The sequence below is a fragment of the Sphingobium sp. 22B genome (assembly GCF_001580035.1).
Classification (GTDB): Bacteria; Pseudomonadota; Alphaproteobacteria; order Sphingomonadales; family Sphingomonadaceae; genus Sphingobium; species Sphingobium fuliginis.
The window spans coordinates 1-22843 of sequence record NZ_LTAB01000040.1 but is presented as its reverse complement, the minus strand read 5'-3'; the positions used below and the strand labels follow the sequence as shown (position 1 = coordinate 22843).

The window sequence follows — 22843 nt, the reverse complement described above, 5'->3', positions numbered from 1 at the left end:
CCCCGTCGTCCCCGAAAGCACGAAGCCTATCGGCTCAATCCCCGGTCGCGCTCGCGGTCCGGCCCCAGCGATTTCGCCAGCGCGTCGCCGATCGCGCGGTCTTTCTCCAGTTTCAGCGCCAGCTCGGGCGCGCGGCGGCGCAGCGCGGATTCCAGCTGCGGGTCGCGCCCGATCGCGCCGGCCACCTTCGCCATGTTGCCGCGCATCCGCTCAGCGCCGGCGCGATCGCCCGCCCGCTCAAGGGCGGCACGGTCGCGCTGCATCGCTTTCCAGGCTTCCACGAAGCGGCCCGCGCGGGCCTCCGGGTCGAGCCGCACGCGCCGCTCCTCGGCCATCGCCCGCGCCGCGCCGCCAGTGTTGCCGCCAGCGGCCTGCTCGATGAGCTTCGGATCGCGCCGAAGCGCGGAAGCAAGGTCGCGGGCGGCATGGGGCCGGTTCGCGTCCAGCGCCTCCCCGGCCTTGCGCAACGCGCTCTCTTGATGGGGCAGCACCGGCAGACCCTTGGCTTGCATCCGGCCTATATCGGCCGTGGCGCGCGCATAGCGTTCGATCGCCTTGGCCTGGTCGGGCTTGCCCCCGATCGCCGGCTCCCGTTCAGGCGCGGATGCCTTCTCCGGTGCCGGCCTGGGCCGGAAACCGTCGAACATGCCACGCGCCTTGTCGCGCACCTTGGCGGCGATCTCCCGCGCGAGTTCCGGGAACCGGATCTCGCGCCGCTCGGCGAACGTGCGTGCACGGTCTTGGTCAGACGGCGCGGCATAGTCGCCGGCCATGTCCTTGGCGCGGTCGCGCGACAGCACGCGGGCGAGCTGACGCTGATCGGTGAAATCATCGCGGCCATAATGGAGCTGCACGCCCTCACGATGCCGGGACAAGGCGACATAGGCCCCGTGCCGGTCCATCCCGGGCGTCGCCAGCACATGCGCGCGATCGACGGTCACCCCCTGCGATTTGTGGATGGTGGCGGCATAGCCGTGATCGACATGGGCATAGTCCTTGAGGTCGAACGCGGCATGCCCGCCCCCATCGAGCCGCACCGCCATGCGCCCGCCTTCGATCCGCTCCAGCGTACCCAACGTGCCGTTCTTCACGCCAAGCGAGCGCTCGTTGCGCAGGAACATGATCCGGTCGCCGGATGCGAAGTCGCGCCGGCCTCGCTCGACGGTAACGCCCACGTCCTCGCCCAGCTCGCCCGATGCGCGCACCCGCTCCCGCGCATCCTCGTTGAGCGCGCGCACCTCGGCATTGGTGTGGGTGAGAATGATCCGGGTCTTGTCCGGCTCGGCCTGCCGCTGGCGATCCCAGCCCTCCACCAGCTCGGCCCGTGCCGTCTCGCGCGTGTCGGCCGCCTGCACCATGCCCCGGCTCTCATAGGCGTGGATCGCATCGGCCGTCCTGCCGGTAGCCAGCGCCCTGGTCGCGTCTTTCTGCCAGTCCTCGCGCTGCCGGCGAACCTCGGTGATCTCGGCCGCGCCATGCCGCTCGGCGAGCGACCGGAACGCCGCGCCGGCTTCGATCGCCTGCAACTGCTCGGGGTCGCCCACCAGCACCACCTTCGCGCCGGCATCGCGGGCATGGGACAGCACCCGCTCCATCTGGCGGGTGCCGATCATGCCCGCCTCGTCCACCACCAGCACATCGTTGCGGGAAAGCTGATCGCGCCCCTGCGCCCATGCATGTTCAAGGCTGGCGATGGTGCGGGACTGGATGCCCGATCCACCCTCAAGGTTCTCAGCCGCGATGCCCGACAAGGCCGCGCCGCGCACTTGATAGCCCTGCCGCTCCCACTGGTCGCGGGCGATGCCCAGCATGGCCGATTTGCCGGTGCCGGCATAACCCACGACAATGGAGAGGTCGCGGCCGCTTGCTACATGCTCCAGTGCGGCCTGCTGCTCGCCCCCGAGCACAAGCCGTTCACTCCCGGCGGCGTCTCTCCCCCCATTGAACGACGCTGCCGGGAGACCATGCCCCTGTCGGCTCCCCAGCTCGTCACCGGCACGCTCAAGCTGCGCCTCGGTCGCGATCATCTCGCGGGAGGTGAACCGCTCCTGGTCGCGTCCGTCCTTGCCCAGCGCCACCAGCTCGGGACTGGCGCGCACCGCTGCCATCACCTGGTCGAACTGCTCCTTGCCGTCCGAATGCCGGTGAACGAACATCGCCAGGTCGCGGGTGGTGAAGGTCGATTGCTGCCGCGTGATGCCGTCCAACGCGATGCGCGGATCACCGATGATCCTGGTGCCGTTCTCGCGCGCGATGCGCCGGTGATCCTCGGCGCGCTCGGCATCCTCGCCGCGATCGAGGCGGCGCATTCCCGCCGGGCCGATCTTGTGCTGGGGCTCAAGCTCAATGCCCTGGTCGGCATAGGAGCGATGGTCGATCCGCCCCTCCAACCCCAGCTCGGCCATGCGCTCGTTCACATGGGCCGCCCAGGCTTCACGCCAGCCCTTCAGATGCTCGGCGCTGTTCCAGTCGCGGTTCTTCTTCCCGAAACCCTCCGGCCCCACCTCGCGCATCGACAACATGACATGTGCGTGCGGCTTGGGGCTGCCGTCCTTCGCATGGTCCCAATGCACGTTGAGGTCGGCGACCATTCCGCGCCGGACGAACTCCTTTTCCGCGAAATCGCGAGCGAGGCTTACGCCCTGCTTCTCGCTCATCTCGCGCGGGATCGAGAACTCCACCTCTCGCGCCAGTTGCGCGTCCTTGCGCTTCTCCCCTGCCTCCACCTCGTTCCAGAGCGCGGTGCGGTCGTTTAAACGCTCCGGCGCGCCCTGCGGCAACAGTACCTCGGAGTGAATGACGCCGGCCTTGTTGGAGAAGTCGTGCTTCCGCCCAAGTCGCTCGTCGTGAAGCTCGGATGCGGAACGATAGGCGGCGGACGCGACGGCGCTGGAGCCGTTCGCGCGGCTGATGACCTTGGCGCTGAAATGATAGATCGCCATCGCACTCAGCAATCTGCCTTGTTTAGCGCACGTCGGCAACGACGTATAAGCGCGCACTCATCATCTGCTTCGCTTCTGCTGATTGACTGCCGTGCGTTCCCGTTATGGGTTGCCTGCTCGTTACTGTTTGCTAGGCTGCGGTGAACCTGACGCGGAAGGAGAGAGCACCATGCGTAAGGTGCGTGACTATGACGCGGAGCTGAAGGCGCTGGAGAGCCGCGCCAAGGCGATCAAGGCGCGTCGCATCGAACAGCTCGGCCAGCTCGTCACCGCCACCGGCGCCGACGCGCTCGACATGGAAACGCTCGCCGGCGTGCTGCTCGATGCCGTTGCGTCGAAGGATGCGGAAGCGAAGGAGGCGTGGCGCGCGAAGGGCGCCGCCTTCTTTCAGCGGCGCGGGCGCAAAGGTAGCCGGACTGCTGGCGGCAACAGCGACGGCGGGAATGCGCAACCGGGCGCTGATCCAGCGTCTGGAAGCGGCGCAGCGTCGTAGCGATACGCGGGGCTGGGTCGTGCAACGCCGCGAACGCACCCGCCACCTGATCGAGCTGGGCGGCCTCGTCCAGAAAGCCGGCCTGATCGAACTCGCCGACGACGATCGCGCGACGATCTACGGCGCGCTGCTGGAGCTGGTCGGCCGCGCTCGCGGCGACGATGCCGGCGACACGCTCGCGCTCTGGAGGCGGCGCGGTAAACGTGCGTTCGACGCGGAAAGCGAAGCGATGGAGAAAGGCGATGGCGGCCCTGGATATTGAGGCGATCCGCTCGGAAATTCGCGCGTTGGATTTCGAGCGCGGCACACCCGCTGATGTGGCGGAATGGCGCGAAGCCGATGCCGAATCCCGCGCCAACCTCGCGATCGAGGGCATGGCGCTGAGTGCGGATGACGAGGCGCTGTTCGACATGCTGCGCGACGAAGCGGTGCCCCCTCCCCTCGCCACGCAAATCCTGCTCAGGCTCCTCGACCATCCCGACGCCGATCCGGCGCTGGCCATCACCCCACTGGAACAGGCCTGCTGATGGCAGGGCCGCTCATCGGCGGGCGTCGGCCGATCAGCTGGCGGCTCGCGATCGTCGTTGCGTTCGTCGCGGCCTATGCGACCGCGCGATGGCTGGAAGGCATCTTCGGCGTCGGGCAGATTTCCGGCACCGTGTCGTTCCTGGTCCTGGTCGGCCTGATCGGCGCGACCTGGTGGATCAACAGCCGCGCCGCCAACCGCCGGAACGACCTGCTGGGCTCGGCCCGCTTCGGCGACCGCGCCGACGTGCGCAAGCTGGAAGCGAACGGGGATCTCCTGATCGGCCGCGCCAAGGAATCCAGCAAGCTGCTCCGCTATGACGGCGCAGCGCACCTGCTGACGATCGCGCCCACCCGCTCGGGCAAGGGCGTGGGTACGATAATCCCCAACCTGCTCCTGCTTGACCGCTCGGTGGTCTGCATCGACCCCAAGGGCGAGAATGCCCGCGTCACGGCCCGTGCGAGGGCCAGCAAGGACCTTGTGTGGTGTCTGGACCCCTTCGGCGTCTCCGGGCGTCCTGCGGCCCGCTACAACCCGCTGGCGCAGCTCGATCCCGCAAGCCCGGACCTCGCGGAAGATGCGCAGACGATCGCCGACGCGCTGGTCCACGATGCGCCGGGGCAATCGGGCGAGGCGCACTGGAACGAGGAAGCCAAGGCGCTGATCGCCGGCGTGATCCTGGCCCCTGTGCATTGTAGGGACACAGATTCACGGTAGCGGTTTGATGAGCAGGGGCATGAGGCCGCTGGCGTCGAGACCGAGGTGATCGGACCAGACGTAATCGCCGGCGAGATTGATGCGATCCCATCCCAATGGTGAGAGTCGGGACAGCATAGCCGGGTCGATCTGGCTTCCTCGCTGGCGCATTTCGTCGACGGCGCGCCCCAGATAGCGGCAGTTGAAGAGGATGATCGCTGCGGTGACGAGGTTGAGCGCAGCCGCGCGGGTTTGCTGGTTCTCCAGGCCACGGTCGCGGAAGCGACCGAGCCGATGGAAGGCGACCGCCCGCGCCAGGCTGTTGCGCGCCTCGCCTTTGTTCAATTCGGCGGTGACAGTGCGGCGTAGCGCTGGATCGTCGAACCAACGCACCGTGAACAGCGTGCGCTCGATCCGCCCGACCTCGCGCAACGCCGCGGCGAGGCTGTTCTGCTGGCGGTAGGCGGACAGCTTCTTGAGGATCAGCGAGGGCGTAACGGTGCGGTTACGCATCGCGCCAATGACACGTTCAATATCGGGCCAGTGGCTGGCGATCAGGTCCCGGTTGAGCCTGTGACCGAACAGTGGCGCAAGCCTGCCATAACGCTTCGAGGGCTCGAAAGCGTAGAGGCGCCGGTCGGACAGGCGGGGAATGCGCGGCTCGAAATCGAGTCCGAGGAGATGCATCGTCGCGAACACGATGTCGGAAACGCCGCCTCCATCGACGTGCAGCGCGGTCAGATCGGCGTTGCTGTCATGGCCGAGGATGCCGTCGAGCGCATGGATGGCTTCTCCTGCCGTGCCGGCGATCACGGTTTGGTGCAGGGGCGCGTAGCGATCGGTGATGGTGGTGTAGATCTTGACCACCGGGTCGCGACCATAGTGAGCATTGACCGCTCCGCCGGCTTCGCCCGGCCCGCCCAGGTAGAAGGCCTGGCCATCTGCGGACGCCCGGTGCCCTGACCCAAACCAGGCGGCGATCGGCTCGGCGTGGATGGCGTCGGTCAGACAGGCGAGCGCCGCCCGAAAGGTTTCCTCGCGCATGTGCCATGTCTGCATGCGCAGCAGCGCGCGGCGTGACCCTGCGCCGCATACCTCGGCCATGCGCGACAACCCAAGATTGGTCGCTTCGGCAATCAGGGTAGCGAGGAAAGCCCGCTCGTCTCCAGGCGGCAGCCCGGTCGAGACGTGCCCGAAGTGCCGGGTGAAGCCGGTCCATCGTTCGACCTGCGACAGCAGGTCGGTGATACGCGTGGCAGGCAGCATACCGTAGCAGGCAAGCGTCAGATGCCGTCCTTCGTCGTCCTTGGCATCATCGTCCTTCGGTTCCTTGGGAAAGCGCAATCGCTCGCCAGCGAACAGGGCAGCATCGCGTCCGGCCAGATTGTGGGCGACGTTGCGCAAGGCGCTGTCGAGCTGCGCGGCGCGCTGATCGAGCCATGCGTCTGGATCACCGAGCGAGAACGCCGGCTGCAGCGCCGCGCCGCTTGATGGCGCGAGCAGCACGTCCAGCGACCTGTGCAGCCGTGACCGCGGCACCCAGATATCACCCGATGCCAGTGCATTGGCGAGCGCCCCGTAGGTCGCCATCTCCCAGTGCGTCCGGTCGATCTTGCCGGCAACCACGACATGGCGGTGCCAGCGCCGCTCGATATGGCCGAGCGGCACGTCGGCAGGGAGCGGCTTGCGCCAGTCGCCATCAAGATCCGACAAGACCATCATGGCGTTGCGCAATGCCGCAGTGCCGGCCCTGCCGTGGAAATCGAGCGTTTGCAGAAATTGAGGCCCTGTTCGCTTGAAGGTTCGGTACTCGGCTGCGATCTCGCTCAGCACATCGTCCCTGTGAGGTGCCGCGGTACGACGAATGATCGCGGCATCGGCATCGAGCATGTCGAGAGGCATGATATCCCTGAGGGCTGCGGCGATATCTTCGCCGGCGCGTGCTGCCCGGCTCACTGTTTCCAGTACAGCGGCGATGCGCATCAGACGGTCGCGGCCTTCGCGTCCTGAAATTGCGACCCTTTGCTCCAGGCGTTTGCGGGCACGAAGATGAGCGCGTCCCATCAAGGCGGCGAACATGGCGATCGCCGCGTCGGTAAGCGTGGCCTCCAGATCGCGCAGCGTAGCAAGCAGGATGACCCGCCTGCGGGAGGTGCGCATCTGTTGGAAAGCCTGGGCGGTATAGCGCACACCTTCGCGGGCGAACTGCGTCAGGCGTGGCTCGTGCACGGGATCGACCGTGATACGAGAGATACCAGTCCTATGAATCAACGCGACCTTCTCTAGAATTTCGGCGAGCGAGGCTGACGCGACGCGGGGCTCCGGTTCGCGCAGCCAGGACAAGCGGCTCTGTCGATCATGCACCTTCTCATCGACCAGCGCATCGAGACGCTGACGCATGTCTGCATCGAGATTATTGTCGACGGCGGCGATCAGATCGGCTTCCGCCCGAAGCATCGCCTCGGCCGTCATCCGCTCGACTACGCTGACGCCAGGAATGACGATGCGCCGCGTGCGCAGCTCGTCGAGCAGTCGATCGAGCAGAATGCGCCCGTCCACGATGGCCATGGCTTCGGTTTCCAACCAGTTCATCATGATGCCGCGCGCTGGCCGGCTCAGATCGGTGAATCCGAAGCGCGCCTTGATGGCGGCAAGCTGATCGTAGCGGGTCGGCGCTCGCCGCGCGAAGTCGGCGACGGCGCCTGCATCCACCCCGACCTGCTCGGCGATGTGGTCGAGCATGATCGCAGGCAACAGCTCGCCTGCACGTAGATGCCGCCCCGGGTAGCGCAGGCAGCAGAGTTGCAGGGCGTAGCTTAACTGGGTTGCCGGAGTGCGTGCGGTGCCGATCGCAGCAAGGTCCTCGGCATCGAGGCCATGGTGCCGCACTACCGCCGCTTCGCTGTCGGGCAAAGCAAGCAATGCAGCGCGCTGCCGCTCGGTCATCGGGATGCGGGCAGGCATGTTTCATCCTCCAAAAACCTCTTGCCTTTTGGCACCTTAATGAAAGAGGATTATGAAAGGCGGAAGGCTGCGGAAATGCGTGCATGCTGTTCCCGCCTCAGGATACGACCGTTTGTGAAAGATACTGGATGACACGCGAACCCTATCTGATCGGCTATGCCCGCGTGTCGAAGGGCGACGACCAGTCGAACGCCGCGCAGCGGCGCGCGCTCGATGCAGCCGGCTGCAAGCGCGTGTACGAGGAGACCGCCAGCGGCGGGCGGTGGGACCGGCCCAAGCTCCTGGAGATGATCGGCCAGTTGCGCGACGGCGATGTCGTCGTCGTCTGGAAGCTTGACCGACTGTCGCGCAGCCTGAAGGACATGCTGCACATCATGGAGCGGATCGAGCTGGCAGGCGCAGGCTTCCGCTCGCTAACCGAGGCGATCGACACCACCACTGCGGCAGGGCGGATGATGATGCAGATGGTCGGAAGCTTCGCCGAGTTCGAGCGCGCGATGATCCGTGAGCGCACCAGCGCCGGCTTGGCTCAGGCGCGAGCAGAAGGACGGATCGGCGGGCGTCGGCGCAAGCTCGGCGACAAGCAGCGTCGCGAAATCGCCGAGTCCGTCACTTCCGGCCGCAAGTCCGGTGCCGAGATGGCACGGCTCTACGGCGTCAGCGAACCCACAGTCTCGCGCATCGTCGCCGCGCACCGCCAGCAATTGGGGCAACAGCAGAGGGAACAGGCATGAAGCGTGGTCACGATCTGTCCGGCGTTATGAAATTCGCCACCTCGCCGGCCTGGGCCGATCATCTTCGCGATGCGCTCGGCGATCATTTCGGGCTGGCGATGGAGGAGTTCGACTTCGAAGCGGATGAGCTGGCGGACATCGTCGGCGATCATTGGGCGGGCGTGTTGTGGGGATGCGCGTTCGAGGATCTGCTGACGCGCACCATCCAACCCGGGGACCGGAACATCGTTGATGACTATATCCGGCGCCGGGGCTGGAACGAGAGCGGCCCGACCAAAATCTACCTGCGTGCCCTTCGATCGTCGGTGATGAGCCTCCACGAGGTGAGCGAGGTCGAGCCCGGCAGTGGCTTCCTCGTGCGTGACCTGATCCGGGGCGGCGAACCCCTTAGAGTATCGGAGCGCAGCGCCTCGCAGACGCTGAAGCAATGGGACAGGATCGGTGCCCGCGTCGTGCAGGTCGGAGGCAAGCACCTCCTGTCGGGCGGCGTGTTGTCATTCACGATGGAGGCGGCCGAGGCGCTCGTCGCCGATCTGCGGCGTTCGAAAGGCAAGCGTAGCCCAAACACCGCATTGAAGCTGAACCCCGACGATTTGGCCGCACTTCCGGCACTCATCAGCACCGCATGGCTGTTCGATGTCGTTCCCAAGACCATGGGACCGGCGTCCATCCCCACGCTGCTCAACAGTGATGGCGAGGAGGTGGTGTTCCACCGCGTGCGCTTTCCCTTTGCACGCGGCGTGACCCAGGCGCTGGTCGGCGAGCGGCTCGACACTGTCCCTACGCTTCAGCGGGAAACCACGCACTTCTGGAACTGGCTGGGCGAAAAACCGGACGGAAAGGCGAGAAGCACTGGCCGTATGGCGTGGGGTGTGACGATGGCGAACGGCACCCCGGTGCTCGGCAATGTCGAATTGAAAGGCCGGGCTCTGGTTCTCGCCGTCACCTCGGCCGAGCGGGCGAAACGCGGTACCGCGCTCATCACCGATGCGCTCGCCGGGTTGGTCGGCTCGCCGCTGACCACGATCGAGACGATCGAACAGGCCATGGCCGCGCGGGCCGAGGGACTGACAACATCCGAACCGGCACCGGCCATTGCGCCAGAGGTGGCAACCCCGCTCGTTCATGCCATGCTCGACCGCCAGTACCGCGCGACGCTCGATGAACCCGTTGGAATGCTTGGGGACATCAGCCCACGTGCGGCCGTTCGAACGGCCGCAGGCCGTTATCGAGTAGCTGGGTGGCTCAAGCATCTCGAAAACCGTAGCAGCGCTCACCCCGAACCGAACGACCCGATGGCAACCTACGATTTCACCTGGATGTGGCGCGAACTCGGCATCGAAGACCTGCGGAAATAGTCCCCTTCCACTGACGCTGACGCCTACCGTGAATCTGTGTCCGATTAATGCATAAGGGCCATCCTGCACACCGTCGTCCATGAGCCCGTGTCCCAAGCGACGCTCGCCACGGTGCGCGACAAGCTCACCCGCGATCCCGCCGGCTTCGCCGCACTGCTGGCGGACATGCAGGCCAGCACCGGCGCGCATGGCCTGATCGCGCGCGCCGCCAACCGCCAGCTCGGCAAGTCCGATCGCGAGGCCGCCGGCGTGCTGTCGTCGGCGCAGCGTCACACTCACTTTCTCGACAGCCCACGCCTGGTCGAAAGCACGTCGGCGTCCGATTTCCGGTTCGCGGACCTGAAGGAGCGGCCCGGCACCGTGTTCCTGTGCCTGCCGCCCGACCGGCTCGATACCTATGCGCGCTGGCTGCGGCTGCTGGTCGCGCAAGCCGTCACTGACATGGCGCGCTCCCCTGCCCGCCCGGAACGCCCCGTGCTGTTCCTGCTCGATGAGTTCGCCGCCCTCGGCCGACTGGAGCCGGTGGAGCGCGCGATGGGGCTGATGGCCGGCTATGGCCTCCAGCTCTGGCCGATCCTCCAGGACATGCACCAGCTCCGCGCTCTCTATGGCGAGCGCGCCGGCACCTTCCTGTCCAATGCCGGCGTGATCCAGACGTTCGGGGTCAATGACCACGCTACCGCTGACATGCTCTCCCGCACGATCGGCGACACGACGCTGGAATATGCGACCCTCAGCACGTCGCGCGCACTGGCTGGGGTGACAATCGCGCCGGCCCCTCGGAAAGCGTCAGCACGCATGTCACGGCGCGGCGGCTCGTCACGCCCGACGAAATCATGCGGATGCCGGCCGACACCCTCCTGCTGCTGCGCCAGGGCGAACGCCCGCTCTGGGCCAGCAAGGTCCGCTACTATGACCAGCGCGAGTTCGCCGGTCTGTTCGATCCGGCATGATCGGACTGACCCGTTCCCGGGAGATCGAACGGTGAGCTTTGAAGTAGCGCCTTACCGCCCTCTCCGCTGGCGAAACGCTGAAAGGCACACACCGCCGGTTTCGCTTGGCTTCTCTCGGAAGCCCTGCGGCCGATAGGCCGCTCTGGTGACGGCGTTAGCCGGCACGGATTGAAGGCGCATTGGCCGATAGGCCAATTCCGCATTGCCCCTTTCGGTTGCGTCGGGATGAGCTTCGCCGGTTAAGAGATTCTGTTAAATAGGAATCGTTAAACAAGTTAAGCCGCTCAAAAAGCGTAATCTTGCTTTGTTTATCAACTGCTTGCCGGACCGCCCGGTGGGTGAAACCCCGTGATTCGGTGTGTGATACCCCGATAGTGTGGTGGGTGATACCCCGACGCCAAGGTGGGTGAAACCCCGAGACTCTGGAGACGGAAAGGTGCTTCCTGCGCCAGTTATCCACAGCCTGCCTGCCGCTCCACCATCGACCGGACCATGTCAGGGTTCAGGCGGCATCGCTGGCCGGTGGGTGAAACCCCGATAGCTAGGCCTGCGGTGGGTGATACCCCGATAGTCAGCGTCGGCCGGCAAGCCGGTCCATATGCGCATCGACTTCCTCGGCCCGCTTGCGCTCGGCGTCGAAACGGGCGCGCCGCTCCTCCTCGGCGCGCATCCTCTCGGCGAGTGCCAGTGCCTCGGCCTCGCCACGGAGCCTGAACAGCACGGCAGGGCTTTTGTCCGTCGTCTCGGTCAGCTCCATCGCATAGTCGGGGAGCTGGTCGGCCTCGATCACCCGCCGGAGCATCCGGTTGAACTCCTTGGGCTGGGCATCGCTGCCGGTCTTGTCCCGGAGCACCTCTACCCGGCACGTCCACCCACCGCGTTGCGTACCGGCGTGCTTGCGCGCGATGCGGTAGAGCGCCCGCTCCAGCCCTCCGGAAAGCAGGAAATAGTCGGGGTGCATGGTGAGCAGCGACTTCTCGTTGACGATGCCCTCATAGACCCAATCCGAGAGGGTCAGCGTCATGCCGCGCGGCTGCTCCGTCTCGGCGTCGGTGTCGAAGGTCCAGCTGTCGAGCCAGTTGAAGCCGGCCTTCTGCCGGCGCTTCGTCGCGCGGATCGAAGTCGTGATCGAAGTCGTCTGTAACCGGAGAAGCGCGGCTTGCAGCTCCTGGTAGTCCCTGCCCCCTGTGCTCCGCTTGATCGCCCGCAGCAGGTCGTAGGGCGTGGTTGTCAGCGTGCGGGGCAGATCGTTCAGCCCCTGCTGCTTCATGCGATTGAGCGTGGACGCGGCCCATATCAGGATATCGGCATCCCAGATCGTGGCCATGCCGTAATCGGGAATGGCTTGGACGCGCACCCAGGCATCGCCGTCCGGGCTGCGATACTCGATCGGCTTCAGCCGCTTGCGCTTCTGGAGCGAGAAGAACGGGCGCTCCATGACCTCCCGCTGATCCTTGAGCGGAAGATCGCCGAGCGCCGGAATGAACAGGTCGAACTCGGGATTGGGATCACGCCGCTTGCTCACGGCGCGAACCTGGTGTGTCCCCGCTGGACCAGATACTGGCGCAGCAACCGCTCGGTGATGACGGTAAGGGGCTCCCCACCCTCCTCGACGCTGAGCTGGCGCAGCGTGCGGTGCATGTCTTCGGGAATGTGGATCAGCACCGGCTTCTTGCCGGGATGGCTGCTGCGCCGCGCAGGTGCTGCCGGGGCCGGCGTGTCGGCCGCACGCCGCGACCGGCGCGGGGCGGCAGGCTGCGGCGCGGGAGTTGTGTCGGCAACCGGTGCCGGTGCATCGGGCTCGTCATCGAAAATGCCGGCGAGCGCGGAAGTTTTCTTCGCCATCATCCAACCTCGCTTACTTGCTTAGTCGTAAAGCCGCTTAGTCGCTTAGCCTCGTCATAGGCGGCACGCAACTCGGCTGCTGCCTTGCTGTCCGGGTCCGTCTCGGCCGCTGTTCTGCCGAGTGGCGTCGCCTTGTAGAAATCCTTGCGGAAGTGGAGGCGGCTGTCGAACATCGTCACGCCCTTCGCCGCGAAGCCGGCATGGGCCTCCTGGCCCTCCCCGCCCTGATGCGGAACCTGCGTCAGTATGACGGCGAACGGCGTGCCTGCCTGCTGCACCTGCTTGACGGTCTGCAACACCGAATGGACGTCCAGCCCTCGCGGCGCGACAGGGATGATGACGAAATCCGCCTGCTCGGCTGCGAGCATAGCAATGTCCTTGGAGTTCGCCGGCGTGTCGATGATGATGAGGTCGATCTTGCCGCTGCTGCGCCCGCGCGAGACGTGGAGCGGCAGGCCGGCGACGCTGCTGTCCTTCACCATCACGTCGTCGTCGTCGCGGCGTTCGGACCAGTAGAGCGCCGATCCCTGGCGATCGTCGGCATCGAGGATGACGACGGATGCCCCCTCCCGCGCCGCCTCGACGGCAAATCCGGTTGTAAGGGTGGTTTTGGATTGCCCGCCCTTTTGCGCGATGACGGCCCATACTTGCATAGCTGCTGCTCCTACTAAGCGGCTAAGCTACTTATGGAGCTTAGCCGCTTAGTCGTAAAGGGTCTTAGTCGCTTAGCCGAGTTCGTCCTCACTTCCGTTGCTGATCGGATCGTGGCGCATCGGGCCGTGCCTCTCAACCGGGCACAAGGGTGCGCCCGCTGTCTCCAGCCATTTGCGCGCGGTCCTGACAGTATAGCCGCACGTCGCGCACTCGCATTTCAGCATCCGCGCCGCCTGCTTCCTCGGCCGGGTGGTCGCGCTGCCCGTATCAAGCCGGGCATGGGGGAGGGGACCGACCGCAGCGAGGATCGGTGCAATGGCGGAAAGGAAGGCGTCCCCGGGGGTGGTGGCGCGCATCGGCCCGACCAGCCCCAGCCCGATTGCGATCCGTTTAAACGCTCTCCCGTGTCCGGCCGCGATCCCGACCGCCGCGTGGACCAGCTCGTGCGCGAGGATCGCGGCGATCTGCGCCGGCATCGCATCAGGGGCGTGGGCGAGGTCGGGCCGGATGAATATCTCGAAATGCCCGTCGCCGCTGCGCCGATTATCCCAGCACTCTCCTATCGCCTGGCCCTTCGCTCCCCTGCTGGTGAAACCGATCGCCACCCGCACGCGGGAGGGAAGGGGGGCGTCCAGCGCCTCGAACAGCGGCGCCATGCCGGCCGCCACCCGGTTCAGCCAGCTTTCGCGATTGTCCTGCTCCATCTCGTGCTCCCTTCAAATCGCCCACGGGGCGATGGCCTCAGCCATCGGCCCTGCCTCGTGGCGAACAGCGGGGGGTGAGGGGGCAGCGGGAATCTGCCGGGGTGGTGCGGGCGCAGGCGTAGCCGAGCCACGGCCCGGCTGATTGCCGTTGCAGGGAGAGGGGGGCAGCGCCCCACTTTCCCTGTCCTGACGGGGAGCTTCGCCGGCATCGCCGGCGACCATCTGGCGGGGAAGCAGCCCCCGCCTACGCGAGCGATCGTCACCCGGCAGGGACGAGACGCCGGTGTGGCGGCTCGGTCGGAGCGCAAGCGGAGATAGAGCGCGGTCCCGCAGGGACGCGCCGCCATGCAACTATTCCCTAGCGCTTGGGTTTCTGCTAGGATCGGCCATGCCTACCGTTCTGCGCATCAACGGCCTGCGGGTCGTGATCTGGCCAAATGATCATCGGCCGGCGCACGTCCATGTGAAGGGCGCAGACGGGGAGGCGGTGTTCAACCTGCATTGCCCCGGCGGACCGCCGGAGCTGCGCGAGAGCTATGGGTTCAGGCTGGCCGACCTGAACCAAATCGCCGATGCCCTGGCGGCCGCAATCGCCGCCCTGTGCGCGGAATGGAGGACGATACATGGCGATTACTGAGCGCGATCTGGCGAAGGCGGAGAAGCGCATGGCGGCGCAGCGCGAGGCTGGTCATGCCGTATCGGCGCGCTATGACCGGCGGCGTTCGCGGGTGGTCGTGGCACTCAACACCGGCGTCGAACTGACCTTCCCGACCCAACTCGCGGAAGGGCTGGCGGATGCCTCGCCGGACAGCCTGGCCGAAATCGAGATCAGCCCCGCCGGACTCGGCCTGCACTGGCCCAAGCTCGACGCGGACCTCTACGTGCCCGCGCTCCTGCAGGGCGTGTTCGGATCGAAGCGATGGATGGCCCGCCAGCTCGGTGCCGAAGGAGGACGGTCACGCACCGCAGCCAAGATCGCCGCTTCACGCGAGAACGGCCGCAAGGGCGGGCGACCTCGGAAATCGATGGCTGCTGGAGCCTAAAAAGGCGAAAAGCAGTTTGTCGCTTAGTAGCTTATTCGCTTAGTAGGTGTCGCAGATATTCTGACTATGCGCGCGTCGCGTATGTCCAAACTTTCGCGACAAAGGTGCGGCAGCTAACGCCCGGCTTTACCCGTCCCGGAAACACGACGGGTGGTTCAAGGACTGGCGCCGTGCGCGTCGCGTAGATACGAATGACCCGTTCCAGGCACCCATGGAGGGCGAGATGAACGACGCATTGGAAAAGCAGAAAAGGTTGCACTTCGACCTGATGAATGTCGGGCTCAGAGCTCAGGCTACGGCGGCCGGCTTGGTTCAGCTATGCATCGAGTTGAGAGCGCAGGGTGTGCTGGACGAGGGCGCCTTAGAACGCATCAAGAGCGCGATTGCGGACGACGTGTCGATCTCTGCTCCACGCGGAACCACGTCTCGGCAGTACCGCCAGGACATCAAGTCCAGGCTCGACAGGCTGTTCGCTGGCTCGGAGGAGGTGGGCTCGGCCGAGGCGCTCTCGTTCGGATCTGAGCCCTAACTCTGCAAGGCCATCGGCACTGGCGATCTGATACTGACCCGGTGGGATTGCGGAGTTGCCGCACCGCCGGGAAGGCCTGACGGTGCGCTACGCCGCATCGCGGCCGTTCGCGAGGTTCAGAAAGGCAGTCCACCGGCACTCGAAGAATTCGTGGCGCTCCTTGCCTCCGAAAACCTCGTGGTCCGGCGAATGGGACCGTATCCGAGCGCCGGCGCCCGTCATCAAATCGAACAGGAGCAGCGCGAGTTGCAGCGGGTCCACCGATTGCAAAGCGCCCTGCGCCTGCGCGGTTTCGATATGGCCGCGCAGGCCCGCAACCAGTCGAGAGTGCCAGAGCCTCTGCTTGGGGCGAATAGCCTCGTCGTGGTCCCCTTCGAAACTCAGGAAGTTCGCAAACCGGGCGACTTCCGAGTCCACGCTCATGGTAAAGATCTGTCTTGCCCAGGCGTGAAGAACATCCAGCGGATCATCCGACCGAGGCGTTCCATCCACCACGATGCGCTGAAGCTTCGACAGCTCGCGCTCTACCGCAGCATTGATGAGGCGGTCTTTGTTCCCGAACCGGTGATAGATCGTCCGTTTGGTGACGTTGGCGTCCAATGCGATCTGATCGAGCGACAGACGCTCTGTCCCGCCGCTCCGAAGGCGCTGGAGGGTTCGGTCCAGCACCTCTTTGCCGAGGGCGGCCGCTTCCTCTGGGGTCGGCCGCCCCGGCCGGCGCGACGGTGCTCGTGAGGCGACTTTGGTGTCATCGTTCACTGGACATCTGCTCGATGGTTGTTGATGCAATTGCGGGTATCGAAGGCCGGCGGACCACAAGGACAGACCGAATGCTCATCCCGTCTTCGCGGGTGTGTCGGCATCGCAGGCCAGGATCTTCTCGATGATCCAGTTCGTCGCTCTTGAGGTCGCTTCCTTGTGGACGATCTGGCGACAAGCCGTCCCAGCGCCCAGCGTGAGGATAAGTTCGACCAGGGATTCGATCGTACAAGATCCGGTGCCGTGGGGGGCGAGCGCCACGAGCGCTGCGGAAAGGCTCTTGCCGACACGGTCGTCCAGGCACCGATAGATTTGTGCGATGCGCGGGTTGCGTCCGGCCTCTGCCAGGATTTCGGTGACCAGCCGGAAATCGTCGGCCGTGTCCTTTTGTCCTCCAAAGCGCGTGAGCCATGCTCGAACGGCGACCATATCGCCGGCCGCCACGGCACCTGCCAGCACATCCTCTTCGAGCCAGGTGATGACGTCGGCCTCGCAGATAGCGGCGATGATCGCCTCCTTGCTCTCGAAGTCACGGTAGATCTGGCCGACCTTGATCCCGGACACCGAGGCGATCTGGGCGATGCCGGTCTGGTGGAAACCCTGTTCGATGAAAAGGGTGCGCGCCACGTCCAGCAGGTGGCGCCGGCGGGCATCCGCACGGGTACCTCCTACCTGCTGATCTGGTGTCCGCGACATCATCACCATCCTTTTTCCCAGCTTGCCAAGCTGCTGCGACGCTCCTAGGAGCCGAAATGTGAGTGAGCAATCACTCATACGACGAACGGGGCGATGCGCAAAGCCGCCGAGTCGTTTGGTGAGGATGCTGCAGGATCGCCACACACAGGGTGTCGGCGAGATCTTCGGCCGCCCGCTTTCGGGCGTCGTGGCTACTCGGGTGAAGCGGATGCTGTTCAGGAACTTGGGTTCTTCCAGCGCCAGGGATCGCACGACCTTCGGGTCGCATCAGGCGCGCGCGCTGCCGGCAGCGCAGGAACAACATCGTTCCACCGCCTCGTCACATCTACAGAACGGACCGAAATTGGGCATGCAGAAGATTGTTCCGGCAGCAGGTTTGGCGTTGTTCCTGGCCGCGTGCGGCAGTTCCCAGGAACAGGCGCCCGCAGCGGCGCCTCCGGCGCAGGTCTCATATATCACCGTCATGCCGCAGCCGGTGACGCTAAGCTCGGAACTCCCGGGCCGGACCAGCGCCTATGAGACGTCGGACGTTCGCCCGCAGGTCAACGGACTCATTCTTGCCCGCCTGTTCCAGGAGGGAGACATGGTGCGCAAGGGGCAGCCGCTCTACCGCATCGACCCAGCGCCTTATGAGGCGCAGGTGGCGAGTGCCCGTGCGGCCGTGACGCGCGCCCGTGCGGCGATCGCATCGACCGCGGCGCTGGCTCGCCGCTACAACGAACTCGTCAAGATCAACGCCATTTCGCGCCAGGAGGCCGAGAATGCGGAAACGGGCGCGCAGCAGGCGCGCGCCGACGTCGCCGTGCAGGAAGCGGCGCTGCGCAATGCGCAGATCGATCTCTCCCGCACGACCATCCGTGCACCCATTAGCGGCCGCATCGGCCGGTCTGCCTTCACCACGGGTGCATTGGTGACCGCGTCGCAGACCGAGCCGCTGACCACGATCCAGCGTCTGGACCCCATGTTCGTCGACATCCAGCAGTCGAGCGCGGAGGTGCTGAACCTGCGCCAGCAGATCATGTCGGGCGACCTCTCGCGCGGCGGCGGCGCGGCGCGCGTCCGGCTGAAGCTCGAGAATGGTACCAGCTACCCGGTGGAAGGCACGCTTCGCTTCACCGACGTGACGGTCGACCCCACCACTGGCAGCCAAGTGGTCCGTGCGGTGTTCCCGAACACGAACGGGCTGCTGCTGCCGGGCATGTATGTTCGGGCAGAGCTGACCGAAGGCACCAAATCGAACGGGCTGCTGATCCCGCAACGTGCGGTTTCGCGCGACGAGCGGGGTAACCCGACGGCGCTGGTGATCGGCACGGACGGCAAGCTGCAATCGCGGCAGCTGACGGCGCCGCGCACGGTTGGCGCCAACTGGCTGGTGACTGGCGGATTGAAGCAGGGCGAGAAGATCGTGGTCGAAGGGGCGCAGAACCTGCGTCCGGGCATGCCGGTCAAGGGCGTGCCGCTGCGCCAAGGATCGCAGCCAGGCACCGCGCAAGCGCCGACCCAGCCCCAGGCACAGGCGAAGTAATCCTCCATGCCTCGTTATTTCATCGACCGGCCGATCTTCGCCTGGGTCATCGCCATCGTTTTGATGCTCGCGGGCGTCCTTGCGATCCGCAGCCTTCCGATCGCACAGTTCCCCACGATCGCACCGCCCACGGTGTCCATCAGCGCCAGCTATCCGGGTGCCGACGCGGAAACGCTCGAACGCACGACCACCCAGATCATCGAGCAGCAGCTCAAGGGCATCGACAATCTGCGCTATTTCTCAGCGCAGTCGTCCTCGGCCGGACGGGTCACGATCACCCTGACCTTCGAACAGGGGACCGATCCGGATATCGCCCAGGTCCAGGTGCAGAACAAGCTTCAGGCGGCGACTTCGCTGCTGCCGCAGGAAGTGCAGCGCCAGGGCATCAACGTGGCAAAGTCGGCCGCCAGCTTCCTGCTGGTTGCCGCCATCTATTCCGAAGACAACAGCCACACCGCGAACGACCTGTCCGACTACATCGTCAGCCAGGTGCAGGACCCCGTCAGCCGCGTCACCGGCGTCGGCGAACTACAGGTATTCGGCACCCAATATGCGATGCGTATCTGGGTCGATCCGCTCAAGCTGCGTAGCTACAACCTCACCATTGGGGACGTGACTGCGGCCGTGCAGGCGCAGAACGCGCAGGTTTCGGCGGGCCAGATCGGCCAGCTGCCGTCCCCCAAGGAGCAGGAGCTCAACGCGACCGTTTCCGTGCAGTCGCGCCTTCAGACGCCCGAGCAGTTCGGAGCAATTCGCCTGAAGACCGACCAGGGCGGTGCAGTCGTGCGCCTGCGCGACGTTGCACGGGTTGCATTGGGCGCCGAGATCTACGGCTTTGACACCCAGTACAATGGGCACCCCGCCTCAGGCTTCGGCGTTCGTCTGGCGACGGGTGCCAACGCGCTCGACACGGTGGACTTGGTCAAGGCCGAGATCGAGCGCATCGCCAAGGGGTTCCCGGGCGACGTAAAGGTCGTCTACCCGTATGACTCCACGCCGTTCGTGCGGCTGTCGGTGGAGCAGGTGATCCACACGTTGGTCGAGGCTGTCGTCCTCGTCTTCCTAGTGATGTTCCTGTTCCTTCAGAATTGGCGTGCGACGCTGATTCCGACGATCGCGGTGCCAGTAGTGCTGCTGGGTACCTTCGCGGTCATGTCGGCACTGGGCTACTCCATCAACACGCTGACGCTGTTCGGCATGGTGCTGGCGATCGGCCTGTTGGTCGACGACGCGATCGTGGTCGTCGAGAACGTCGAGCGCCTGATCCAAACCGAGCATCTCTCCCCCAAGGAGGCAGCGCGCAAGTCGATGGACGAAATCAGCGGCGCGCTGATCGGCATCGGCCTGGTGCTGTCGGCGGTGTTCTTGCCGATGGCGTTCTTTGGCGGGTCGACGGGCGTGATCTATCGCCAATTCGCCATCACCATCGTGTCGTCGATGGTGCTGTCGGTGCTGGTCGCCTTGATCCTCACGCCGGCGCTGTGCGCCACCATTCTGAAGCCCCACGATCCCAAGCAGCAGCAGGGCAACGGGCCGTTCGCCCGTTTCTTCCGCTGGTTCAACGACAAGTTCGATCGCGGCACGCAGAAATATGAGGGCGGCGTCAAGCGAACGGCGCGCAGTTGGAAGCGCTCTGGCTTGGTGTACCTGCTGATCGTGGTAGCGATGGGCGTGACGTTCATGCGTCTGCCGAGTGGCTTCCTTCCTGAGGAAGACCAGGGAACCATGATCGCGCTCGTCCAGGCGCCTCCAGGTGCTACCCTGCCGCGAACGCAGAGAGCGCTTGATGTCGTGCGCGACCATTTCCTCAAGCAGGAAAGCGCCAACGTCACCAGCGTGTTCACGATCAGCGGCTTCTCGTTCGCTGGTCAGGGCCAGAACGCGGGCCTCGCCTTCATCAAGCTGAAGGACTGGTCCGAGCGCTCGGGCGCCGAGAACCGGGCACCCGCGATCGTCGGCCGCTCGATGGGCGTCTTCTCGCAGTACAAGGATGCCAGCATCTTTGCACTGGTGCCGCCGGCCGTGCAGGAACTGGGCAACGCTACCGGCTTCGATATGTGGCTGGTGGACAACAGCGGAATGGGCCACGATGGCCTGCTTGCCGCGCGCAACCAGCTGCTCGGCATGGCCGCCCAGGACAAGCGGGTGGCGCAGGTGCGGCCGCTCAGCCTGGACGACGCACCGCAGCTGCTGGTCGATATCGATCAGGATAAGGCAGGCGCGCTGGGCTTGGATATCAGCGCGATCAACTCCGCCATCTCGACCGCATGGGGCGGTGCCTATGTGAACGACTTCCTGGATCGCGGGCGGACCAAGCGCGTCTATCTGCAGGCGGAAGAGCAGTATCGTTCTTCGCCCGAGGCGATCGAGAACTTCTACGTCCGCAGCAGCAACGGTCAGATGGCGCCGTTCAACGCTTTCTCCAACCTGTCCTGGAAGCAGGCGCCGGTCATCCTGACGCGCTACAACGGCCGTCCTGCCATGCAGTTGCAGGGCGCACCGGGTCAGGGCCTGAGTACCGGCGCGGCGATGGAGGCGATGACCGAGATGCAGGCGAAGCTGCCGCCGGGCACCAGCCTGGAATGGACGGGCCTGTCGTTTGAGGAACGGCTGTCGGGCGGTCAGGCACCGGCGCTGTACGGGCTTTCGCTGCTGATCGTGTTCTTGTGCTTGGCCGCGCTCTACGAGAGCTGGTCGGTTCCGATCGCGGTCATGCTGGTGGTGCCGCTGGGCGTGCTGGGTGCGGTGCTTGCAGCCCTGCTCACCGGGCTCAACAACGACATTTACCTGCAGGTGGGCCTTATCACGACCATCGGCGTGTCGGCCAAGAACGCCATCCTGATCGTCGAGTTCGCGGAAGAACGCGTGCGTGCCGGCATGAACGCGTTCGACGCGGCGATCGAGGCGGCTAGGCTACGTCTGCGACCGATCCTGATGACCAGTCTTGCGTTCATCTTCGGCGTGCTGCCGCTGGCGCTTTCGACCGGCGCCGGTGCCGGCGGGCAGAATGCGATCGGGCGTTCGGTGGCTGGCGGCATGTTCTCCGCCACCGTGCTCGCCATCTTCTTCGTGCCGATGTTCTTCGTGGTGGTCGCTCGCCTGTTCAAGCACGGCCAGACCGACCGCCGGAGCGCGAACTCGGACGTGGAGCCCGAGGGTGGCAACAAATCTTCCGACGGCGGCGTCGCGCCGCAGGGAGCCTGATGTGAAGACTAAGTCGCTGATCGCCATGCTGGCGAGCGCAACGATGCTCGCCGGCTGCAACCTGGCGCCGGACTATGCCCGGCCCACCGGCGCGGTGCCTGCCACCCTGCCGGAAGGCGGCATCTATCCCGCCGCCGCAACCGATGCGCCGGACATCACCCGCATCGGGTGGCGGGACTTCTTCCTCGACCCGCGCCTGCGGCAGGTGATCGAGACGGGGCTCGCCAACAACCGCGACCTGCGCATCGCCGCCGGCAACGTCCTGCAGGCACGCGCGCAGCTCCGGGTGCAGCGCGGGGCATTGGTGCCGACCACGGCTGTGACCGGATCGGGCACCTACACCAATAACGTGTTCGGTGCGGCCGGCGCGGGTGCCGGCGGTGGCACGGGTGCCGGCGGCGCGGGCGGTGGCGGCGTCGGGACGGGTGCCGGTGTCGGCGCCGCCAGCAGTTCCGACCTGGAGATCTATTCGGTCAATGCGGGCTTCTCGGCATTCGAGCTCGACCTGTTCGGGCGCGTGCGTAACCTTAGCCGCGCGGCACAGGAACAGGTGTTCGCAAGCGAAGAAGCGCAGCGTGCGACGCGGATCAGCCTGATCGCTGAGATCGCGACTGCATGGCTGACGCTGGCGTCGGACCAGGAACAGCTGCGCGTCGCACGCGACACGCTCAAGACCTTCCAGCAGACGCTGAACCTCACCACCGCGCAGTTCCGCATCGGTGTCGGTTCCGAGCTGGAGGTCCGCCAGGCGGAAACCAACTATCAGGCGGCGCGCAACGACATCGCGACGCTGGAGACGCGGGTCGCGCAGGACCAGAACGCGCTCAACCTGCTGGTCGGGACGACCGTCACCGCTGATCAGCTTCCGGCCGCGCTCGGCAAGGAAGCGGTCACGCGGGATGCGCTGCCGGCGAACGTCTCGTCGGAGGTGCTGCTGCGCCGTCCGGACGTGTTGCAGGCAGAGCACCAGCTGATCGCGGAGAACGCCAACATCGGCGCGGCACGCGCTGCCTTCTTCCCGACGATCTCGCTGACGGCCACGGTCGGCACGATCAGCACCGCGCTTTCCAGCCTCTTCTCCGGCGGCAGCTTTACCTACAATGCGGCGCCGGGTCTCTCGTTGCCGCTGTTCGACGGCGGCCAGCGGCAGGGTAACCTGGAATATGCCCGCGCGTCGCAGGCAGTCGCGGTCGCGACCTATGAGCGGTCGATCCAGAC

Annotated in this window: 19 protein-coding genes and 2 pseudogenes; 13 read left to right on the top strand and 8 right to left on the bottom strand. The window is 65.8% G+C overall.

Annotated features, from left to right (window positions below; all coding sequences use genetic code 11):
* Positions 1-26 precede the first annotated feature (26 nt).
* Positions 27-2942, bottom strand: coding sequence for a Ti-type conjugative transfer relaxase TraA (gene traA / locus A0J57_RS22930; protein WP_061939930.1), 2916 nt, complete (start codon positions 2940-2942; stop codon positions 27-29).
* 169 nt (positions 2943-3111) lie between these two features.
* Here traA and A0J57_RS22925 point away from each other — a divergent pair, with 169 nt between their 5' ends.
* The 4 genes and pseudogenes from A0J57_RS22925 to A0J57_RS27040 all read left to right on the top strand — a co-directional run.
* A complete protein-coding gene (locus tag A0J57_RS22925; protein WP_061939928.1) occupies positions 3112-3435 on the top strand; it encodes a conjugal transfer protein TraD in 324 nt (107 codons plus the stop codon).
* Positions 3436-3454: 19 nt separating this feature from the next.
* Positions 3455-3697, top strand: coding sequence for a conjugal transfer protein TraD (locus A0J57_RS22920; RefSeq protein WP_061939955.1), 243 nt, complete (start codon positions 3455-3457; stop codon positions 3695-3697).
* The gene (locus tag A0J57_RS22915) at positions 3678-3962 is read left to right on the top strand and encodes a hypothetical protein (protein ID WP_061939926.1); all 285 of its coding nucleotides are present in this window, start codon (positions 3678-3680) and stop codon (positions 3960-3962) included. Before A0J57_RS22920 ends, A0J57_RS22915 begins: the two co-directional genes overlap by 20 nt.
* Positions 3962-4642, top strand: a pseudogene (locus tag A0J57_RS27040) (type IV secretory system conjugative DNA transfer family protein); the annotation flags it as partial. The gene A0J57_RS22915 and the pseudogene A0J57_RS27040, both read left to right, overlap by 1 nt.
* A 27-nt stretch (positions 4643-4669) precedes the next feature.
* Here A0J57_RS27040 and A0J57_RS22905 read toward each other — a convergent pair.
* Positions 4670-7603 (bottom strand): Tn3 family transposase, encoded by a 2934-nt coding sequence (locus A0J57_RS22905; RefSeq protein ID WP_061939953.1) that lies wholly within the window; start codon positions 7601-7603, stop codon positions 4670-4672.
* A gap of 146 nt (positions 7604-7749) precedes the next feature.
* Here A0J57_RS22905 and A0J57_RS22900 point away from each other — a divergent pair, with 146 nt between their 5' ends.
* The 3 genes and pseudogenes from A0J57_RS22900 to A0J57_RS27035 all read left to right on the top strand — a co-directional run.
* The gene (locus A0J57_RS22900) at positions 7750-8355 is read left to right on the top strand and encodes a recombinase family protein (RefSeq protein WP_061939924.1); all 606 of its coding nucleotides are present in this window, start codon (positions 7750-7752) and stop codon (positions 8353-8355) included.
* Positions 8352-9713: a hypothetical protein gene (locus A0J57_RS22895; protein WP_061939921.1), complete on the top strand. Its 1362-nt coding sequence runs from the start codon at positions 8352-8354 to the stop codon at positions 9711-9713. The genes A0J57_RS22900 and A0J57_RS22895 overlap by 4 nt, the downstream gene beginning before the upstream one ends.
* Positions 9714-9794: 81 nt before the next feature.
* Positions 9795-10666: pseudogene (locus tag A0J57_RS27035) on the top strand (type IV secretory system conjugative DNA transfer family protein); the annotation flags it as partial.
* Positions 10667-11237: 571 nt separating this feature from the next.
* Here the strand turns inward: A0J57_RS27035 and A0J57_RS22885 are convergent.
* The 4 genes from A0J57_RS22885 to A0J57_RS22870 form a co-directional block, all read right to left on the bottom strand.
* Positions 11238-12191 (bottom strand): replication initiator protein A, encoded by a 954-nt coding sequence (locus A0J57_RS22885; protein ID WP_061939919.1) that lies wholly within the window; start codon positions 12189-12191, stop codon positions 11238-11240.
* The gene (locus A0J57_RS22880; RefSeq protein WP_061939951.1) at positions 12188-12511 is read right to left on the bottom strand and encodes a hypothetical protein; all 324 of its coding nucleotides are present in this window, start codon (positions 12509-12511) and stop codon (positions 12188-12190) included. The genes A0J57_RS22885 and A0J57_RS22880 overlap by 4 nt, the downstream gene beginning before the upstream one ends.
* Positions 12511-13164: a ParA family protein gene (locus tag A0J57_RS22875; protein ID WP_061939917.1), complete on the bottom strand. Its 654-nt coding sequence runs from the start codon at positions 13162-13164 to the stop codon at positions 12511-12513. The genes A0J57_RS22880 and A0J57_RS22875 overlap by 1 nt, the downstream gene beginning before the upstream one ends.
* A gap of 72 nt (positions 13165-13236) precedes the next feature.
* Positions 13237-13869 carry a SprT-like domain-containing protein gene (locus A0J57_RS22870; RefSeq protein WP_061939915.1) on the bottom strand — a complete coding sequence of 211 codons (633 nt, stop codon included), beginning with the start codon at positions 13867-13869 and terminating at the stop codon, positions 13237-13239.
* Positions 13870-14257: 388 nt separating this feature from the next.
* Here A0J57_RS22870 and A0J57_RS22865 point away from each other — a divergent pair, with 388 nt between their 5' ends.
* The 3 genes from A0J57_RS22865 to A0J57_RS22855 all read left to right on the top strand — a co-directional run bounded on the left by A0J57_RS22865 (position 14258) and on the right by A0J57_RS22855 (position 15441).
* Entirely contained in the window at positions 14258-14506 is a 249-nt protein-coding gene (locus tag A0J57_RS22865) for a DUF4160 domain-containing protein (RefSeq protein ID WP_061939913.1), read from the top strand.
* Positions 14493-14912 (top strand): DUF2442 domain-containing protein, encoded by a 420-nt coding sequence (locus tag A0J57_RS22860; RefSeq protein WP_061939911.1) that lies wholly within the window; start codon positions 14493-14495, stop codon positions 14910-14912. The genes A0J57_RS22865 and A0J57_RS22860 overlap by 14 nt, the downstream gene beginning before the upstream one ends.
* A 223-nt stretch (positions 14913-15135) precedes the next feature.
* Positions 15136-15441, top strand: a complete 306-nt coding sequence (locus A0J57_RS22855) for a hypothetical protein (RefSeq protein ID WP_061939949.1) — start codon at positions 15136-15138, stop codon at positions 15439-15441.
* 87 nt (positions 15442-15528) lie between these two features.
* Here the strand turns inward: A0J57_RS22855 and A0J57_RS22850 are convergent, their stop codons facing one another.
* Together A0J57_RS22850 and A0J57_RS22845 are read right to left on the bottom strand one after the other, a co-directional pair.
* A complete protein-coding gene (locus tag A0J57_RS22850; RefSeq protein WP_158298542.1) occupies positions 15529-16200 on the bottom strand; it encodes a TetR/AcrR family transcriptional regulator in 672 nt (223 codons plus the stop codon).
* A 75-nt stretch (positions 16201-16275) separates the two neighbouring features.
* Positions 16276-16905: a TetR/AcrR family transcriptional regulator gene (locus A0J57_RS22845; RefSeq protein ID WP_158298541.1), complete on the bottom strand. Its 630-nt coding sequence runs from the start codon at positions 16903-16905 to the stop codon at positions 16276-16278.
* A gap of 340 nt (positions 16906-17245) precedes the next feature.
* On the opposite strand from A0J57_RS22845, the gene A0J57_RS22840 reads away from it, so the two are divergent.
* The 3 genes from A0J57_RS22840 to A0J57_RS22830 all read left to right on the top strand — a co-directional run.
* Positions 17246-18421, top strand: a complete 1176-nt coding sequence (locus tag A0J57_RS22840) for an efflux RND transporter periplasmic adaptor subunit (protein WP_061939947.1) — start codon at positions 17246-17248, stop codon at positions 18419-18421.
* A 6-nt stretch (positions 18422-18427) separates the two neighbouring features.
* Positions 18428-21625, top strand: a complete 3198-nt coding sequence (locus tag A0J57_RS22835) for an efflux RND transporter permease subunit (protein WP_061939904.1) — start codon at positions 18428-18430, stop codon at positions 21623-21625.
* Positions 21626-21650: 25 nt separating this feature from the next.
* A partial coding sequence (locus A0J57_RS22830; RefSeq protein ID WP_061939945.1) for an efflux transporter outer membrane subunit occupies positions 21651-22843 on the top strand: 1193 nt, incomplete at its 3' end.

Coding starts and splice junctions, on each gene's coding strand:
- traA (WP_061939930.1), bottom strand. CDS start 2,942: ATGGCGATCTATCATTTCAGCGCCAAGGTCATCAGCCGCGCGAACGGC.
- A0J57_RS22925 (WP_061939928.1), top strand. CDS start 3,112: ATGCGTAAGGTGCGTGACTATGACGCGGAGCTGAAGGCGCTGGAGAGC.
- A0J57_RS22915 (WP_061939926.1), top strand. CDS start 3,678: ATGGCGGCCCTGGATATTGAGGCGATCCGCTCGGAAATTCGCGCGTTG.
- A0J57_RS22905 (WP_061939953.1), bottom strand. CDS start 7,603: ATGACCGAGCGGCAGCGCGCTGCATTGCTTGCTTTGCCCGACAGCGAA.
- A0J57_RS22900 (WP_061939924.1), top strand. CDS start 7,750: ATGACACGCGAACCCTATCTGATCGGCTATGCCCGCGTGTCGAAGGGC.
- A0J57_RS22895 (WP_061939921.1), top strand. CDS start 8,352: ATGAAGCGTGGTCACGATCTGTCCGGCGTTATGAAATTCGCCACCTCG.
- A0J57_RS22880 (WP_061939951.1), bottom strand. CDS start 12,511: ATGGCGAAGAAAACTTCCGCGCTCGCCGGCATTTTCGATGACGAGCCC.
- A0J57_RS22875 (WP_061939917.1), bottom strand. CDS start 13,164: ATGCAAGTATGGGCCGTCATCGCGCAAAAGGGCGGGCAATCCAAAACC.
- A0J57_RS22870 (WP_061939915.1), bottom strand. CDS start 13,869: ATGGAGCAGGACAATCGCGAAAGCTGGCTGAACCGGGTGGCGGCCGGC.
- A0J57_RS22865 (WP_061939913.1), top strand. CDS start 14,258: ATGCCTACCGTTCTGCGCATCAACGGCCTGCGGGTCGTGATCTGGCCA.
- A0J57_RS22860 (WP_061939911.1), top strand. CDS start 14,493: ATGGCGATTACTGAGCGCGATCTGGCGAAGGCGGAGAAGCGCATGGCG.
- A0J57_RS22855 (WP_061939949.1), top strand. CDS start 15,136: ATGAACGACGCATTGGAAAAGCAGAAAAGGTTGCACTTCGACCTGATG.
- A0J57_RS22845 (WP_158298541.1), bottom strand. CDS start 16,905: ATGGTGATGATGTCGCGGACACCAGATCAGCAGGTAGGAGGTACCCGT.
- A0J57_RS22840 (WP_061939947.1), top strand. CDS start 17,246: ATGCAGAAGATTGTTCCGGCAGCAGGTTTGGCGTTGTTCCTGGCCGCG.
- A0J57_RS22835 (WP_061939904.1), top strand. CDS start 18,428: ATGCCTCGTTATTTCATCGACCGGCCGATCTTCGCCTGGGTCATCGCC.